The organism is Methylobacillus draconifructus, assembly GCF_045984385.1.
GTDB lineage: Bacteria > Pseudomonadota > Gammaproteobacteria > Burkholderiales > Methylophilaceae > Methylobacillus > Methylobacillus flagellatus_A.
This window is the reverse complement of the sequence record NZ_JBJQIJ010000001.1, coordinates 59,613-74,888: the sequence shown is the minus strand read 5'-3', so window position 1 is coordinate 74,888 and position 15,276 is coordinate 59,613. Positions and strand designations below refer to the sequence as shown.

Sequence of the window (15,276 nt, the reverse complement as noted above, 5' to 3'; positions counted from 1 at the left end):
ATTTTATTGCCTTGAGCCACGAACAGGTTAATTTGCATCGACCCAGGCCGCCAGTATCTGCTCGCGTGCCGCGATAGCGTTGCGCAGGATGCGCTCGAAGTAATCCGGATCCTTGGCGTGGGTAAGTTCGCCGGCCTGGGGAAAATGCAGGTCATTAAGGCGCGACAGCCAGAAGCGCATGGCGGCAACGCGCAACATCCCGGGCCAGGCGGCATGCTCCTCTTCAGTGAGGGGCCGCACTGCATGATAGGCATCGAGAAACGCCCGCACCCGGCCGGAATCCAGCGTGCCATCGGCGTTGACGCACCAGTCGTTGACCGCAATCGCAATGTCATACAACAGCACATCGTTGCAGGCATAGTAGAAATCGATGACGCCGCCGACCTTGTCCCCGTCCATCAGCACATTGTCGCGGAACAAATCGGCATGGATCACGCCGCGCGGCAATGCGCTGGTGTCGAACGCCTGCTCGAACTCGAGCTGCGCATCCAGCATGCGGCGGTTTTCCGCCTCCAGGAAAGGCGCCACCTTGGCAGCCGTGGCAATGCGCCAACGCTGGCAGCGCAGGTTGCTCATGCTGGCCTCGAACGATGCGCCGGCAAGATGCATGCGCGCCAGCACCTCGCCAATCGCGGCGCAGTGCTGCGGCGAGGGGTTGTCCAGTGACTTTCCTGCCAGGCAGCTCACCAATGCGGCAGGCTTGCCGTTCAGCTCGCCAAGTGTTTGCCCCGCAATGTTCCTGACCGGATGCGGGCACGGAATACCGCGTTCGGCCAAGTGCGTCATCAGGTCGAGGAAATTGGGTAGCTCTTCCGCGCTATGCTCTTCAAACAACGTCAGCACATAACGCCCGCTGCCGGTGGTGACGAAATAATTGGTATTGGTGATGCCTGACGCGATCCCCTGCAGGTCAAGCAACTCCCCAAGGTCATAGCCTTTGAGCCATTGCTGCATCTGCTCGAATGAAACGGTGGTGAATACGGACATAGAAAACTTTTGGAAAAACCGGGGAAGGTTGCAGAGAGGGTCAAGCGCCACCCTCTCCGGGCACAATGCTTGACGGTCAGAACCGGAACAATACCCACTTGGGGATGCTGACCGTAGGCGCGATATCGCCTTCGCTACGGGCCCAGCCAGCATTTGAATCATCTTTGGTCAGATAATAAGGGGCGCCCACTTTGGGGGTTACCTTCATCATGTAGAGATTGCCGTTGATGCGGTATTCCTCGACCGTATCTTCGCCTCGCTTGGTAATGGTGACTTCAGGCTCAGGATTCTCTCCCTCCATCCCTTCCGGCGGCGGTGGCGCCTCGGGCAAAGGCTCTAGGTTGTCGGGGATGTCCGCAGCAGAGGCCATCAGCGGCAGGAGAAGCGCCAACATCAGCAAAATTTTATGGGTACGCATGACAACCTCGGCTCAGAATAATGCAGCAATTCTATCAAATAGGCCCATCCGCCAAAAGGGCGTTGTTGCTTATTAACAACAAGATATTGGAATGGTCGGCAACCGCCGCCAAACTTTGATTCGCCTACAGATAAAACTGCATGATTTGCTGCTCCGCCGGCGATGGCTCGAAACCCCTGGTCTCATAATGCTTGAAGATAGCTTCGACGATTTCATGGGGCTTGTCGATCACCTGCAGCAAATCGAGGTCTTCCGGCGAAATCATGCCCTCGGCGCCGAGGGTCTCGCGTATCCATGACAGCATGCCGCGCCAGAACGGCTCATGTACCAATATCAATGGAATCCTTCTCGTCTTGGCCGTCTGGATGAGAGTAAGCGCTTCCATCAGCTCATCCAGCGTACCGAAACCGCCCGGCATCACTACATAGGCCGAGGCGTATTTGACGAACATCACCTTGCGCATGAAAAAGTGCTGGAAGTTCTGGCTAATGTCCTGGTAGGGGTTGCCTTTTTGCTCGTGCGGCAATTCGATATTGAGGCCGATGCTGGGCGACCTGCCCTTGTATGCGCCCTTGTTGGCCGCTTCCATGATGCCGGGGCCTCCCCCTGAAATCACGCTGAAGCCGGCATCGGACAGGAGACGCGCGATCTCTTCCGTCAGCTTGTAATAGGGATGGTCGGGCGGCATGCGCGCGCTGCCGAAGATGGAAACCGCGGGGGTGATTTCCTTCATGCGCTCGGTCGCCTCGACGAATTCTGCCATAATCTCGAACGCGCGCCACGATTCACGTGCCGAGTACTTCTTGTTGGGGAGCTCGGGGTCGAGGATCTTGGGAAGTTTTTTAGCAGCTGACATAAGGTTCCACACTAGTTCAAGATGAAAACATTGTTATTAGTAGACGGTTCGTCCTACCTCTATCGCGCCTTCCATGCGCTGCCCGACCTGCGTAACAAGGCGGGCGAGCCTACGGGCGCGATGTATGGCGTACTGAACATGCTGCGCCGCCTGCACAAGGACTATCCGGCTGATTATAGCGCCTGTGTCTTCGATGCAAAGGGAAAAACCTTCCGCGACGATATTTACCCCGAATACAAGGCACACCGCCCACCGATGCCGGACGACCTCTCCCGACAGATCGAGCCCTTGCACGAGGCGATCAAGGCCATGGGCTGGCCTTTGCTGATGATAGACGGCGTGGAAGCCGACGACGTGATCGGCTGCCTGGCGCGGCAGGCCGAGGAACAAGGCATGCAGGTGGTGATCTCGACCGGCGACAAGGACATGGCGCAGCTCGTCACGCCGCACATCAAGCTGGTCAACACCATGACCAATGAGGTGCTGGACGAAGCAGGCGTGGAAGCCAAGTTCGGCATCCCCCCCGCCCTGATCATCGACTACCTCACCCTGATCGGCGACAGCGTGGACAACGTACCCGGCGTGGAGAAGGTCGGCCCCAAGACCGCCGTGAAATGGCTCAGCCAGCACGGCTCGCTCGATAAACTCATCGCCAATGCAGCAGAGATAGGCGGCGTGGTGGGCGACAACCTACGCAAGGCGCTGGACTGGCTGCCCACCGGGCGCGAACTCATCACTATCCGCTGCAAGCTGGACCTGCCGCAAATGGTGACTGATCTTGTTACCCAGCCAAGCGACAATGCCAAGCTCGCCGAGCTCTACGAGCGCTTCGAGTTCAAGACCTGGCGGCGCGAGCTGGAAGCCGGCGGCAACGAGGGTGCCGCCGTAAAACCCTTGGCCCCGATCGGCGACCTGTTTTCCGCCGCTGCCGTGCCTGACCGCCAGTTCGAGACCATCCTCGACCAGGCCAGCCTGGACAAATGGCTGCTGCTGCTCAAGTCAGCGCCCTTGGTCACCTTCGACACCGAAACCACCAGCCTGGATGCCATGCAGGCCAAGCTGGTCGGCATGTCGTTCTCGGTGGAAGCGGGCAAGGCAGCCTACGTGCCGCTCGCGCACGACTACACCGGCGTCCCGCAGCAGCTCGATTTCGCCGCAGTGTTGCAGCAAGTCAAGCCTCTGCTCGAGGACGCATCGCTCCCCAAGCTGGGCCAGAATCTCAAGTACGACAAGCATGTGCTCGCCAACCACAGCATTCAGCTGAACGGCATCGCGCACGATACCCTGTTGCAGTCCTACGTTCTGGAAAGCCACCGCACCCACGGCATGGACGACCTCGCCATGCGTCACTTGGGCGTGCAGACCATCACTTACGAACAAATCGCCGGCAAAGGCGCCAAGCAAGTGCCGTTCAGCCAGATCGGCATCGATACCGCATCCGAATATGCCGCCGAGGATGCCGACATCACTCTGCAACTGCACCAGGTGCTGTATCCGCAGATCGAAACGGACGACAAGCTGGAGTTCGTCTACCGCCAGATCGAGATGCCACTGCTCGACATCCTCTACACCATAGAGCGCAATGGCGTGCTGATCGATCAGGCCATGCTGCAGGCGCAAAGCCACGAGCTCGGGCAGAAACTCATCGAACTGGAACAGCAGGCCTACGACATTGCGGGACAGCCGTTCAACCTCGGCTCGCCCAAGCAATTGCAGGAAATCCTGTTCGGCAAGCTCGGCATCAAGCCGCTCAAGAAAACCCCGAGCGGCGCGCCCTCCACCGATGAAGACGTGTTGCAGGAGCTGGCGCTGGATTACCCGTTGCCGAAAGTGCTATTGGAATACCGCGGCCTCGCCAAACTGAAATCGACCTACACCGACAAGCTACCGCGCATGATCAACCCCGCCACCGGCCGCGTGCATACCAGCTACAGCCAGGCTGTGGCGATCACCGGGCGCCTGGCCAGCTCCGACCCCAATTTGCAGAACATCCCCGTGCGTACCGCGGAAGGCCGGCGCATCCGCGAAGCCTTCATCGCCCCGCCAGGGTCGCGCATCATTTCCGCCGACTATTCGCAGATCGAGCTGCGCATCATGGCGCACTTGTCGCAGGATGAAGGGCTGCTATCCGCATTCGCCAAGGGCGAGGATATCCACCGCGCCACCGCCGCCGAGATTTTCGGCGTGCAACGCGACGAAGTCAGCAGCGAACAACGCCGCTACGCCAAGGTGATCAATTTCGGCCTGATCTACGGCATGAGCGCCTTCGGCCTCGCGCAGAACCTCAACATCGAGCGCGGCGCGGCGCAGAGCTACATCGACCGCTATTTCGCGCGCTATCCCGGCGTGCGCGAATACATGCAGAACACGCGCATGGTGGCCAAGGAGCAAGGCTATGTCGAAACCTTCTTCGGCCGCAGGCTGTGGGTGCCCGAGATCAACAGCCCCAACGGCATGCGCCGCGCGGGCGCCGAGCGCGCGGCCATCAATGCGCCGATGCAAGGCACCGCGGCCGACCTGATCAAGCTCGCCATGATCGCCGTGGATGGCTGGTTGAAAACGCAAAAACTGCAAAGCAAGATCATTATGCAGGTGCATGACGAACTGGTGCTGGAAGTACCGGATGCTGAATTGGAATTGGTGCAGCAAACCCTGCCCAAGCTCATGCAGGATGTTGCCAAGCTGGATGTGCCGTTATTGGCGGAAGTGGGCGTGGGCTCAAATTGGGAAGCCGCGCATTAAGAGCGGCTAGCCAGGAGCGCTTCGCTGAGTTTTGCCGGCCGCTCCAAGGCGGCTTCAGCATTGCGGCCAGGACGCCGCCATTGGATCACTTGCCTTGCTCCTTGTCCAGCTCCTTGAGGAAATAGTCGATCTCCCATTCGCAGCCGCCGCAGCCGGTCAACGCGCCGGTCATGTCGGCAATGCCCTGCAGATCGAACCCCTGCCGGTGCAAGGCGCGAATCTTGCCGCGCTTCACGCCGCTGCAAAAGCAGAGGATTTCGTCGTCGGGGTCTTGTTTCGGGTTGCTCATGGCATATATGATCTATTGATAACACTGGCGTCATTTTACCTATTCAACGGCAAAAACTTGCACAACATGACCCATCTGCGGCAAATTAGCTGCCTAGCAATTCCGCGCACCAGCTCATCCTCGACATCATGACCGACACCACATCAGCCCGCTTCGGCGTCATCATCATCGGCGACGAAATCCTCTCGGGAAAGCGCCAGGACGCACACTTGGCCAAGGCGATCTCGCTGCTGGCCGCAAGAGGCCTCGCCTTGTCGTGGGCGGAATACCTCGGGGACGACCGGGCGCAGATCGCGGCGACATTGCAACGCACCATGGCGAGCAGCGACATCGTCTTCTGCTTTGGCGGCATAGGCGCCACCCCGGACGACCAGACCCGCCAGGCCGCGGCAGAAGCCGCCGGCCTGGCGATTGCGCGCCACCCGGGCGCGGTAGCCGAAATCGAGGCGCGCTACGGCGAGGCTGCCTATCCCAAGCGCGTGTTGATGGCGGATTTTCCCCGGGACGCCGCCTTGATCCCCAACCCGGTGAACCGCGTGCCCGGATTCTCGCTGGGACGGCACTATTTCATGCCCGGCTTCCCGGAAATGGCTTGGCCGATGACGGAATGGATACTGGACACGCATTACGCCCACCTGTTCCACCTGCAACCGGCCGCCGAATCCTCCATCCTGGTGTTCGATACTGGGGAAAGCCAGCTGCTGGACCTGATGGAAGAGATCACGCGGCAATACCCCAGCCTCAAGCTGTTCAGCCTGCCGCGCCTGGACGAAAGGCGCACCATCGAACTCGGCGTCAAGGGCGAGGCGGCGGCAGTCGCCGAGGCCATGCGGCGAATCCGTGAAGCGCTCGATACGGCAAATCACCCCTGGCAGCCTTTAGAGAGGAGCTAGACGAATGGATTGCCGCCCGTCCTGCGGGGCATGCTGCATCGCCCCCTCGATCACCAGCCCGATTCCCGGCATGCCCGAAGGCAAGCAGGCCGGGCAGCGCTGCGTGCAGCTCGACGAACTCAACCGCTGCCTGATCTTCGGCAAGCCGGAGCGGCCAGCGGTCTGCAGCTCCTTGCGGCCCGATATGGAAATGTGCGGCAGCGACGAACGGCACGCCTTTGCCTGGCTGGCCCAGCTGGAGCAACTCACCTCGCCATAAGATGCCATAAGACGATAGATTGACAGTCTATTGTTAGCCGGCCTCTAATAGAACGACCATTCTATTGGAGCGACGAAATGACCCTCCCCGCCCGGGAAAGGCTACTGGAAGCGGCTTGCAAACTGTTCTACCAAAACGGCGTTCATGCCACGTCGGTGGAGGACATCCTAGATGAGGCATTGGTCGCCCGGCAGAGCCTGTACCTGCATTTCCAGTCCAAGGACGGACTGGTTGCGGAATTCCTCAAGCTGCGAGACCAGCGCTGGCTCGGCGGCCTGCGGGCCTTCGTGGATGCACATGCGCAAAGCCCGCGAGATTCCCTGCTCGCACTGTTCGATTTTCTGCAATCCTGGTTCGAGGAACCGGGCTTCCACGGCTGCGCCTTCATCAACATCTCGGCGGAATTCTCCGACCCCGGCCACGGCTTCCGACTAATCGCCGCGGAACACAAGCGGCGGCTGGCCGACTATATCCTTACGCTCTGCATTGCCGCAGGATTGCCGCAGCCTGCGGTCCAGGCGCGCCATTTCGCCTTGTTGATGGAAGGCGCCATCGCCACCGAACTCGTTACGCCGGGCAGCCAAGCTGCCGCCCAGGCCCACCAGCTGGCCACCATGCTTCTGGAAACCGTTTCCCCCACCGATAGGAGAACCTAGCATGTCACTACCACGCAAAACCGAGACGAAAACCGCCGGCTTCCGGCTCGGCATCTACGTATTCAAGGATGCGGAAATCATCGATTACGCCGCCCCGCACGGCGTGTTTTCCGTAGCGCGCCGCCTGGACCCGGAACTCGACGCCTTCCTGGTCGCCGACAGCCTGCGCCCGGTGCAGACCCAGGCCGGGTTCACCGTACTGCCCAACTACAGCTTTGCCGACAACCCCGCCATGGATGCCTTCCTGATCCCGGGCGGCTTCGGCACACGGCAGGAAATCCACAACAAGCGCCTGCACGACTATATCCGCTCGCTGCCTGAACAGACGCTGCTGACCAGCGTCTGCACCGGCTCGTGGATTTACGGCAACATGGCGTTGCTGGACGGCATTCCCGCCACCAGCCGCAAGGAACCTGACCGTATCGAGCAGTCCAACGCCGGCATGGTCCCCATAGAGCGCCTGGCGAAACTTGCCCCGCAATGTCGAATCAGCAGCGCCCGCGTGGTGGACAGCGGCCGCATCGTGACCGGCGGCGGCATTGCCGCGGGCATGGAAGTCGGGCTGCACTTGCTGCGCCGGGCCGGCTATGACGAGGATTTCATCCTGGAAGTCGCCCGCATCATGGAATACCACCAGGCTTATGCGGGATATAGGGAAGATATCGAGTATGCTGGCTGAATGTTGAATAAGGACACGCGCCTCTCGACGATGCCTAAGCCATGCATGAAAAAAACATGATGCCCTTGCCTGCAGCCGGCGCGCCTGCGATCCGGGTAGGCTGTGCGGGCTGGGGAACCCCGCCGCAGCATGCCGCATTGTTCCCGCCCGGCGGCAGCCATCTCGAGCGCTATGCGCGGCTGTTCGACACCGTCGAGATCAACTCGTCCTTCTACCGCCCGCACCAACACAAGACCTATATGCGCTGGGCGGATACGGTGCCGGAAGGCTTCCGCTTCTGGGTCAAGATGCCCCGGGAAATCACCCATCAGCGCCGGCTGCTCGATTGCGAAGATAGCCTGCTGCGCTTTCTGGAGGAAATCTCCGGGCTAGGCTGCAAGCTGGGCGGCATCCTGGTCCAGCTGCCGCCCAGCCTGGCGCTGGACATGCCTTCCGCACTGACGTTTTTCACATTGCTGCGCCAGCATTACCCTGGCGCGGCGGCATGCGAACCGCGCCATGCGAGCTGGTTTTCAATGCAGGGCGAGCACCTGCTACAGGATTTCAGGCTGGCACGCGTGGCAGCGGACCCAGCCAAATTTCCCACCGCCGAAGCGCCAGGAGGCGACCCGGGTTTCAGTTATTATCGGCTGCACGGCTCGCCGGAAATCTATTACTCGTCCTACCCCGAAGCATATTTGAGGCAGCTTGCGAATACGCTGCAAGCAGCCAGCGGCCCGGCCTGGTGCATTTTCGACAATACCGCGCGCGGCGCTGCCACTGCCAATGCGCTGGACACCATGAATCTGCTAGGCATAACAACGCACCAAGGCTGAGCATTGCTTATTAAGATAACAGCGCCCGCGCCCGCCCAGGCACACTCTTGGTGCATGGCGCCGACACATGCACCAAGCCGGGCTGCGCCACCCTTTCCCTTTTCAGCAACGGCCCGCATTGATTGGTGCCGCAGCTCGGCCAGTGCAGGGAATGCTATTTGCTTAAGGCTTACACCGTATTCTTTTTAAGCCTTGGACCATGTTTTCTCTCCACCATCTCAGCTTGCGCAGCTCTTGTTGATCGTCATCGCAATGATCCTGGCGGGCTTCAGCCTCACCATCGCAGTACTGACCTACAAGGCCTCGCATTTGCAGCAGGAATCGGCGCTCGAGTATGCCCGCGCCCTGTCGAGGCAGCACGCCAACGAAGCCAAGGCCGAGATAGACAGCGCTTTCGATGCCGCCCGCACCCTGGCGCAATCCCTGGAGGGGCTTCGCGGCGACGGGCTGGCAAACCGCAGGCTTGCCGACAGCATGCTGAAGCGGGTACTGGAAGGCAACCCGGGATTTGTCGGCGTCTGGACCATATGGGAGCCCAATGCATTCGACGGGCGCGACAACGAGTTCGTCAACCAGCCGGGCACCGATGCCACAGGCCGCTACCTGCCTTACTGGAACCGCGGCGGCGGCCAGGTGGCGGTGGAAGCGCTGGCCGACTACGACGTCCCTGGCGCGGGCGACTACTACCTGTTGGCCCGAGACAGCGGCGAGGAAACATTGCTCGAGCCTTACGAATACGAGATCGGCGGCAAGAAGGTTTTGATCACGAGCATGGTGGTGCCGATCCGCTACAAGGGCGCGGTGGTCGGCGTTGCGGGCGTTGACATGCTGCTGTCGGAGTTCCAGCAGCGCATCGCCGAGGTCAAGCCGTTCTCCACCGGCTATGCCAGCCTGGTTTCCAACCAGGGCAGCTACGTCGGCGACCGCGATGCGGGCAATGTGGGCAAACCCATGCCCACCGGCGGCGCCTGGGACAAGATCAGGCAGGCGGTCGCTTCCGGACAGCCCTACCAGGACAGCGCCCGGGACGGGACATTGAACACCACGGTATTGAGGATCTACCAGCCGATCGCGATCGCCCAGAGCAAGACGCCCTGGTCTTTCGCCGTCACCGTACCGGAGGATAAAATCCTAGAAGGCGTGCACAGCCTGCGCAACACGGCCATCGTCATCGGCTTGCTGAGCGTCGTCGTGGTCTCGCTGGCACTGGGCTACCTGGTGGACCGCATGGTGATCCGCCCGATCGGCGGCGAACCCGGCGATGCCGCCGACCTGGCCAGCCATATCGCCAGCGGCGACCTCACCTCCCAGGTCGCGCTCAAACCGGGCGACAACTCCAGCATGCTGCAGGCGATGAAGGTGATGCAGGACAAGCTGCGCGACATGGTGAGCGACATCCGCGCCAGTAGCGAGTACGTTTCCAACGCGTCTTCCGAAATCGCGCTCGGCAATAGCGACCTGTCGCAAAGGACGGAAAACCAGGCGGCATCGCTGGAGGAAACCGCCGCCAGCATAGAAGAGCTCACCTCCACCGTAGGCCAGAACGCGGACAACGCGAGAACGGCCAACGAGCTGGCCGCCAACGCCTCCAGCACCGCCGAGCGTGCCAGCAGCACCGTTACCGGGGCCGTGAGCACCATGCAGCAGATCACGGACGAGTCGCGCAAGATGTCGGAGATCACCAATGCGATCGAGGGCATTGCCTTCCAGACCAATATCCTCGCGCTCAACGCCGCGGTCGAGGCCGCACGCGCAGGCGAGCAGGGCCGCGGCTTTGCCGTGGTGGCGCAGGAAGTGCGCAACCTGGCGCAGCGCAGCGCCAGCGCCGCCAAGGAAATCAAGCAATTGATCGACGGCTCGGTCGCCAAGATCGGGCAAGGCTCGAAACAGGTCGCGGATGCCGGCCACGCCATGGAGGAAGTCGTCGCCGCGGTACAGCGCGTCTCCGGCATCATGCGCGAGATCGCGCATGCCTCCGAGGAGCAGAGCAGCGGCATCCAGCAGATCAATACCGCCATCACCGCGATGGACGAAGTGACGCAGCAGAACGCCGCCCTGGTGGAGCAGGCGATGGCCGCCGCCCATTCGCTGGATGAGCAGGCCCAGCAGTTGAGCAAGACGGTTTCCTTGTTCCGGCTGAGCTGACGACGCGGATATGCGCTTAAACTATACAAATTTGTATATAAAATTATCCATGGGGTTACGCCGGCAACTTAAAGTAAAACATTGCTTTACCCTGCCCGCGCCCGCTGTTTCCGCGCCTGTGCTCCAGCAATATGTGCTTTGTTACTCCGGCGTTTGCATATAAAATGGGCAGCTTTTCCACGTCATTGATACGGTTATAGTCAGGTGCAGATCGGTCCTTACAAGCTGAAGAATAATCTGGTAGTCGCCCCGATGGCGGGCGTGACCGACCGGCCCTTCCGCGTCTTGTGCAAGAAGATGGGCGCAGGCCTGGCCGTCAGCGAGATGGTGACGTCCAACTCCCTGCTCTACGGCAGCGCCAAGACCCTGCGTCGCGCCAACCACGAAGGCGAGGTCGACCCGATCTCGGTGCAGATCGCAGGCGCCGACCCCAAGATGATGGCGGAGGCCGCCAAGCACAATGTGGACAACGGCGCCCAGATCATCGACATCAACATGGGCTGTCCTGCCAAGAAGATCTGCAACGTCATGGCAGGCTCCGCGCTGCTCAAGGACGAGCCTTTGGTTTCACAGATTCTCAAGGCGGTGGTCAATGCCGTGGATGTGCCGGTCACCCTCAAGATCCGCACCGGCTGGGACAAGAACAACCGCAATGCCGTGGCTGTCGCCAAGATGGCGGAAGACATCGGCGTGCAGGCGCTCGCCATGCATGGCCGCACCCGCGCCTGCCTCTACACCGGCGACGCGGAATACGACACCATCGCCGCCGTGAAGCAGGCCATCAAGATTCCCCTGATCGCCAACGGCGACATCACCACGCCGGAAAAAGCCAGGTTCGTGCTCGACTACACCAAGGCCGACGCCGTGATGATCGGCCGCGCCGCCCAGGGCCGCCCGTGGATTTTCCGCGAAACGGAACATTTCCTAGCGACTGGCGAGCACCTGCCTGCGCCCGAAGTCGAGGAAATCCACCAGGTCATGCTCGAGCATATCCACGACCTCTACGACTTCTACGGCGAGCTGACCGGCATGCGCGTCGCGCGCAAGCATATTTCCTGGTACACCAAGGGCCTGGTCGGCTCGGCCAATTTCCGCCACCACATGAACCAATTGCAGAGCATTGAAGAGCAGCTGCAATCCATCAACGATTTCTTCGGCGAACTCAAGCAGCGTGATGCGCGCCTGCAATACGAAGCAGAGTCTGCTGCCACCGACGACGAGGCCATGGCTGCATAATGGCTAGCCAGCAGGATCTCGCCAGCTGCGTGCGCGCGGCCTTGGATGAATACTTCAAGGACCTCGACGGGCAGCCTCCCCATGCAGTGTACGACATGGTGCTGCAATGCATGGAAAAGCCTTTGCTGGAGTACGTGTTGAACCGCGCGGGCGGCAACCAGAGCAAGGCGGCCGAGATTCTCGGCCTCAACCGCAACACCCTGCGCAAGAAACTCCAGCAACACAACCTTCAATAACCTCTTCTGTTAGAAGCTTTTCATTATGGCTGTTATCAAACGTGCGCTTATCAGTGTTTCTGATAAAACCGGCATTCTCGAATTTGCCCAGGCCCTTTCAGGCTTTGGCGTTGAAATCCTCTCCACTGGCGGCACAGCGAAGCTGTTCCGCGACAATGGCATCGCCGTGATCGAAGTCAGCGACTACACCGGTTTCCCGGAAATGCTTGACGGCCGGGTCAAGACCCTGCATCCCAAGGTGCATGGCGGCCTGCTGGGCCGCCGCGACCTGCCAGAGCATGTGGCCGCGATGCAGGTTGCCGGCATCCCGAATATCGATCTGCTGGTAGTCAACCTCTATCCGTTCGAGGCCACCGTGGCGCGTCCTGACGCCACGCTGGAAGACGCGATCGAGAACATCGACATCGGCGGCCCGGCCATGGTGCGTTCCGCCGCCAAGAACTGGCAGGACGTCGCGGTGCTGACCGACGCCTCGCAATACGAGGAAGTGCTGGCGGAAATGCGCAGCACCAACGGCGCCACCAGCAAGGCGACGCGCTTTGCCTTATCCGTCGCCGCGTTCAACCGCATCAGCAACTACGACGGCGCGATCAGCGATTACCTGTCCTCCTTCAACGCAGACGGCACGCGCAATGAATTCCCCGGCCAGGCCAATGGCCGCCTGGTCAAGGTGCAGGACCTGCGCTACGGCGAGAATCCGCACCAGAAGGCCGCGTTCTACCGCGACCTCTACCCTGCGCCCGGCTCGCTCGTGACCGCGCAGCAATTGCAGGGCAAGGAACTGTCCTATAACAACATCGCCGATGCCGATGCGGCCTGGGAATGCGTCAAGAGCTTCGACAGCACCGCCTGCGTCATCGTCAAGCATGCCAACCCTTGCGGCGTGGCTGTGGGCGCTAACCCGCTCGAAGCCTACCAGAAGGCGTTCCAGACAGACCCGACCTCCGCGTTCGGCGGCATTATCGCATTCAACCACACTCTGGACGGCGCAGCGGCAGAAGCCGTTTCCAAGCAGTTCGTCGAAGTATTGATCGCGCCGGACTATACCGAGGAAGCCCTGGAGATATTCAAAGCCAAGGCCAATGTGCGCGTGCTCAAGATTGCATTGCCAAGCGGTGGCGACAGCGCATGGAGCCGTGGCCGCAACTCGCACGACACCAAGCGCGTCGGTTCCGGGCTGTTGATCCAGACCGCGGACAACCATGAAATCAGCATTGATGACATCAAGGTGGTCACCAAGAAGCAACCGACGCCGGAACAGCTGGAAGACCTGCTGTTCGCCTGGCGCGTCGCCAAGTACGTGAAATCCAACGCCATCGTCTTCTGCGGCAACGGCATGACCTTGGGCGTGGGCGCAGGCCAAATGAGCCGCGTCGACAGCACCAAGATCGCCGCGATCAAGGCGCAAAACGCCGGCTTGACCTTGCAAGGTTCCGCCGTGGCGTCCGATGCGTTCTTCCCGTTCCGCGACGGCGTAGACGTCCTGGCGGAAGCCGGCGCCACCTGCGTGATCCAGCCGGGCGGCAGCATCCGCGACGACGAGGTGATTGCGGCGGCGGATGAGCATGGGCTGGTGATGGTGTTCACCAACATCCGCCACTTCCGCCATTGATCGTCACTGGCAAAGCGCCGCTGGCTGCGTTGCACCTCCTTGCCGTACTCGTTTGTACTGTCTGCGTCGGTGCGCCTTGCCAGCAACGCTTTGCCAATGACTCTGCTGGTTGAAGCCACATAAAACCAGGAAACGTTAAAATATCAGCGTGTTTGGCTAATTGATAATCAAAGGGTAAAGATGAAAGTTCTAGTGATAGGCGGCGGCGGACGTGAGCACGCACTGGCATGGAAGCTCGCGCAGAGCGAGCGGATCAGCCGCGTATTTGTGGCGCCGGGCAACGCAGGCACCGCGCTTGACCCCGACATGGTCAACGTGCCCATCACCAAAGTTGCCGAACTGGTCGAGTTTGCGCAGAAGGAGCAGATCGGCCTCACCGTCGTCGGCCCCGAGGCGCCGTTGTCGCAGGGTGTGGTCGATGCGTTCCGCGCCGCCGGCCTGAAGATTTTCGGCCCGACCCAGGCCGCCGCGCAGCTCGAGAGCTCCAAGGATTTCGCCAAGGCGTTCATGATCCGCCACAACATCCCGACCGCGGCCTACGCCACGTTCACCGATGCCACCGCCGCGCATGACTACGTCGAGCGGCAAGGTGCCCCTATCGTGATCAAGGCCGACGGCCTGGCCGCAGGCAAGGGCGTGGTGGTCGCGATGAATGAAGACGAGGCGCATGCCGCGATCGACGCCATGCTTGCCGACAACAAGCTCGGCGCTGCTGGCGCGCGCGTGGTGATCGAGGAATTCCTCACCGGCGAGGAAGCCAGCTTCATCGTCATGGTCGACGGCAAACATATCCTGCCGCTCGCCACCAGCCAGGACCACAAACGCCTGCTGGACGGCGACCAAGGCCCGAACACTGGCGGCATGGGCGCGTATTCCCCCGCTCCCGTCGTCACGCCGGACATCCACGCCAAGGTCATGCGCGAGATCATCGACCCTACCGTGGCAGGCATGGCGAAAGACGGCATCCCCTATACCGGCTTCCTCTATGCCGGCCTCATGATCGGCGAGGACGGCAGCGTCAAGACCCTGGAATTCAACTGCCGCATGGGCGACCCGGAAACCCAGCCCATCATGCTGCGCCTCAAGAGCGATCTGGTCGCCCTGGTGGAGCATGCGGTCAACGGCACGCTGAATGAGGCCAAGACTGACTGGGACCGCCGCAGCGCGCTCGGCGTCGTGCTGGCATCTGCCAACTATCCTGACACACCGCGCCTGGGCGATGAAATCACCGGCCTGCCGAAAGAACTCACGGACGCCCATGTATTCCATGCCGGCAGCAGCATCAAGGACGGCAAGGTCGTCACCAGCGGCGGCCGTGTGTTGTGCGTGGCGGCGCTGGGCGAAACCGTGAAGTATGCCCAGTCCCAGGCCTACAAGATTGCCGACGGCATCAAGTTCGACGGCATGCAGTTCCGCACCGACATCGGCTATCGCGCCGTCAAATCCTAAGAGA

The 15,276-nt window shown here is 61.1% G+C and carries 15 protein-coding genes; 11 read left to right on the top strand and 4 right to left on the bottom strand.

The window, feature by feature from the left end:
* Positions 1-27: 27 nt before the first annotated feature.
* The 3 genes from thrB to ACKF11_RS00380 form a co-directional block, all read right to left on the bottom strand.
* Positions 28-987: a homoserine kinase gene (gene thrB, locus ACKF11_RS00390; protein ID WP_407994620.1), complete on the bottom strand. Its 960-nt coding sequence runs from the start codon at positions 985-987 to the stop codon at positions 28-30.
* A 76-nt stretch (positions 988-1,063) separates the two neighbouring features.
* A complete protein-coding gene (locus tag ACKF11_RS00385) occupies positions 1,064-1,405 on the bottom strand; it encodes a DUF2782 domain-containing protein (RefSeq protein WP_309564256.1) in 342 nt (113 codons plus the stop codon).
* A 124-nt stretch (positions 1,406-1,529) separates the two neighbouring features.
* On the bottom strand, positions 1,530-2,261 hold the full coding sequence (locus ACKF11_RS00380) for an LOG family protein (protein WP_407995564.1): 732 nt from the start codon (positions 2,259-2,261) through the stop codon (positions 1,530-1,532).
* A 21-nt stretch (positions 2,262-2,282) separates the two neighbouring features.
* On the opposite strand from ACKF11_RS00380, the gene polA reads away from it, so the two are divergent.
* Positions 2,283-5,003 (top strand): DNA polymerase I, encoded by a 2,721-nt coding sequence (gene polA / locus ACKF11_RS00375; protein ID WP_407995563.1) that lies wholly within the window; start codon positions 2,283-2,285, stop codon positions 5,001-5,003.
* Between the two features lie 85 nt (positions 5,004-5,088).
* Here the strand turns inward: polA and ACKF11_RS00370 are convergent, their stop codons facing one another.
* Positions 5,089-5,292 (bottom strand): (2Fe-2S)-binding protein, encoded by a 204-nt coding sequence (locus ACKF11_RS00370; RefSeq protein WP_407995562.1) that lies wholly within the window; start codon positions 5,290-5,292, stop codon positions 5,089-5,091.
* Between the two features lie 128 nt (positions 5,293-5,420).
* Here ACKF11_RS00370 and ACKF11_RS00365 point away from each other — a divergent pair, with 128 nt between their 5' ends.
* The 10 genes from ACKF11_RS00365 (at position 5,421) to purD (ending at position 15,272) form a co-directional block, all read left to right on the top strand.
* Positions 5,421-6,185: a competence/damage-inducible protein A gene (locus ACKF11_RS00365; protein WP_407995561.1), complete on the top strand. Its 765-nt coding sequence runs from the start codon at positions 5,421-5,423 to the stop codon at positions 6,183-6,185.
* 4 nt (positions 6,186-6,189) lie between these two features.
* On the top strand, positions 6,190-6,444 hold the full coding sequence (locus ACKF11_RS00360) for a YkgJ family cysteine cluster protein (protein WP_407994617.1): 255 nt from the start codon (positions 6,190-6,192) through the stop codon (positions 6,442-6,444).
* Between the two features lie 77 nt (positions 6,445-6,521).
* A complete protein-coding gene (locus ACKF11_RS00355) occupies positions 6,522-7,100 on the top strand; it encodes a TetR/AcrR family transcriptional regulator (RefSeq protein WP_407995560.1) in 579 nt (192 codons plus the stop codon).
* Between the two features lies 1 nt (position 7,101).
* Positions 7,102-7,779 (top strand): DJ-1/PfpI family protein, encoded by a 678-nt coding sequence (locus ACKF11_RS00350; RefSeq protein WP_407995559.1) that lies wholly within the window; start codon positions 7,102-7,104, stop codon positions 7,777-7,779.
* A gap of 41 nt (positions 7,780-7,820) precedes the next feature.
* Positions 7,821-8,594 (top strand): DUF72 domain-containing protein, encoded by a 774-nt coding sequence (locus ACKF11_RS00345; RefSeq protein WP_407995558.1) that lies wholly within the window; start codon positions 7,821-7,823, stop codon positions 8,592-8,594.
* 237 nt (positions 8,595-8,831) lie between these two features.
* Positions 8,832-10,739, top strand: coding sequence for a methyl-accepting chemotaxis protein (locus ACKF11_RS00340; RefSeq protein WP_407995557.1), 1,908 nt, complete (start codon positions 8,832-8,834; stop codon positions 10,737-10,739).
* Between the two features lie 204 nt (positions 10,740-10,943).
* Positions 10,944-11,975 (top strand): tRNA dihydrouridine synthase DusB, encoded by a 1,032-nt coding sequence (gene dusB / locus ACKF11_RS00335; RefSeq protein ID WP_407995556.1) that lies wholly within the window; start codon positions 10,944-10,946, stop codon positions 11,973-11,975.
* The gene (locus ACKF11_RS00330; RefSeq protein ID WP_309564245.1) at positions 11,975-12,211 is read left to right on the top strand and encodes a Fis family transcriptional regulator; all 237 of its coding nucleotides are present in this window, start codon (positions 11,975-11,977) and stop codon (positions 12,209-12,211) included. Before dusB ends, ACKF11_RS00330 begins: the two co-directional genes overlap by 1 nt.
* A gap of 25 nt (positions 12,212-12,236) precedes the next feature.
* On the top strand, positions 12,237-13,823 hold the full coding sequence (gene purH / locus ACKF11_RS00325) for a bifunctional phosphoribosylaminoimidazolecarboxamide formyltransferase/IMP cyclohydrolase (RefSeq protein ID WP_407994612.1): 1,587 nt from the start codon (positions 12,237-12,239) through the stop codon (positions 13,821-13,823).
* Between the two features lie 180 nt (positions 13,824-14,003).
* Entirely contained in the window at positions 14,004-15,272 is a 1,269-nt protein-coding gene (gene purD, locus ACKF11_RS00320; RefSeq protein WP_407995555.1) for a phosphoribosylamine--glycine ligase, read from the top strand.
* Positions 15,273-15,276: the final 4 nt, after the last annotated feature.

Bases quoted from the DNA above. Each gene is read 5' to 3' on its own strand.
- ACKF11_RS00330 (WP_309564245.1), top strand. From the start codon at position 11,975: ATGGCTAGCCAGCAGGATCTCGCCAGCTGCGTGCGCGCGGCCTTGGAT.
- ACKF11_RS00360 (WP_407994617.1), top strand. From the start codon at position 6,190: ATGGATTGCCGCCCGTCCTGCGGGGCATGCTGCATCGCCCCCTCGATC.
- ACKF11_RS00350 (WP_407995559.1), top strand. From the start codon at position 7,102: ATGTCACTACCACGCAAAACCGAGACGAAAACCGCCGGCTTCCGGCTC.
- purD (WP_407995555.1), top strand. From the start codon at position 14,004: ATGAAAGTTCTAGTGATAGGCGGCGGCGGACGTGAGCACGCACTGGCA.
- polA (WP_407995563.1), top strand. From the start codon at position 2,283: ATGAAAACATTGTTATTAGTAGACGGTTCGTCCTACCTCTATCGCGCC.
- ACKF11_RS00345 (WP_407995558.1), top strand. From the start codon at position 7,821: ATGCATGAAAAAAACATGATGCCCTTGCCTGCAGCCGGCGCGCCTGCG.
- ACKF11_RS00385 (WP_309564256.1), bottom strand. From the start codon at position 1,405: ATGCGTACCCATAAAATTTTGCTGATGTTGGCGCTTCTCCTGCCGCTG.
- ACKF11_RS00355 (WP_407995560.1), top strand. From the start codon at position 6,522: ATGACCCTCCCCGCCCGGGAAAGGCTACTGGAAGCGGCTTGCAAACTG.
- ACKF11_RS00380 (WP_407995564.1), bottom strand. From the start codon at position 2,261: ATGTCAGCTGCTAAAAAACTTCCCAAGATCCTCGACCCCGAGCTCCCC.
- thrB (WP_407994620.1), bottom strand. From the start codon at position 987: ATGTCCGTATTCACCACCGTTTCATTCGAGCAGATGCAGCAATGGCTC.
- purH (WP_407994612.1), top strand. From the start codon at position 12,237: ATGGCTGTTATCAAACGTGCGCTTATCAGTGTTTCTGATAAAACCGGC.
- ACKF11_RS00370 (WP_407995562.1), bottom strand. From the start codon at position 5,292: ATGAGCAACCCGAAACAAGACCCCGACGACGAAATCCTCTGCTTTTGC.
- ACKF11_RS00365 (WP_407995561.1), top strand. From the start codon at position 5,421: ATGACCGACACCACATCAGCCCGCTTCGGCGTCATCATCATCGGCGAC.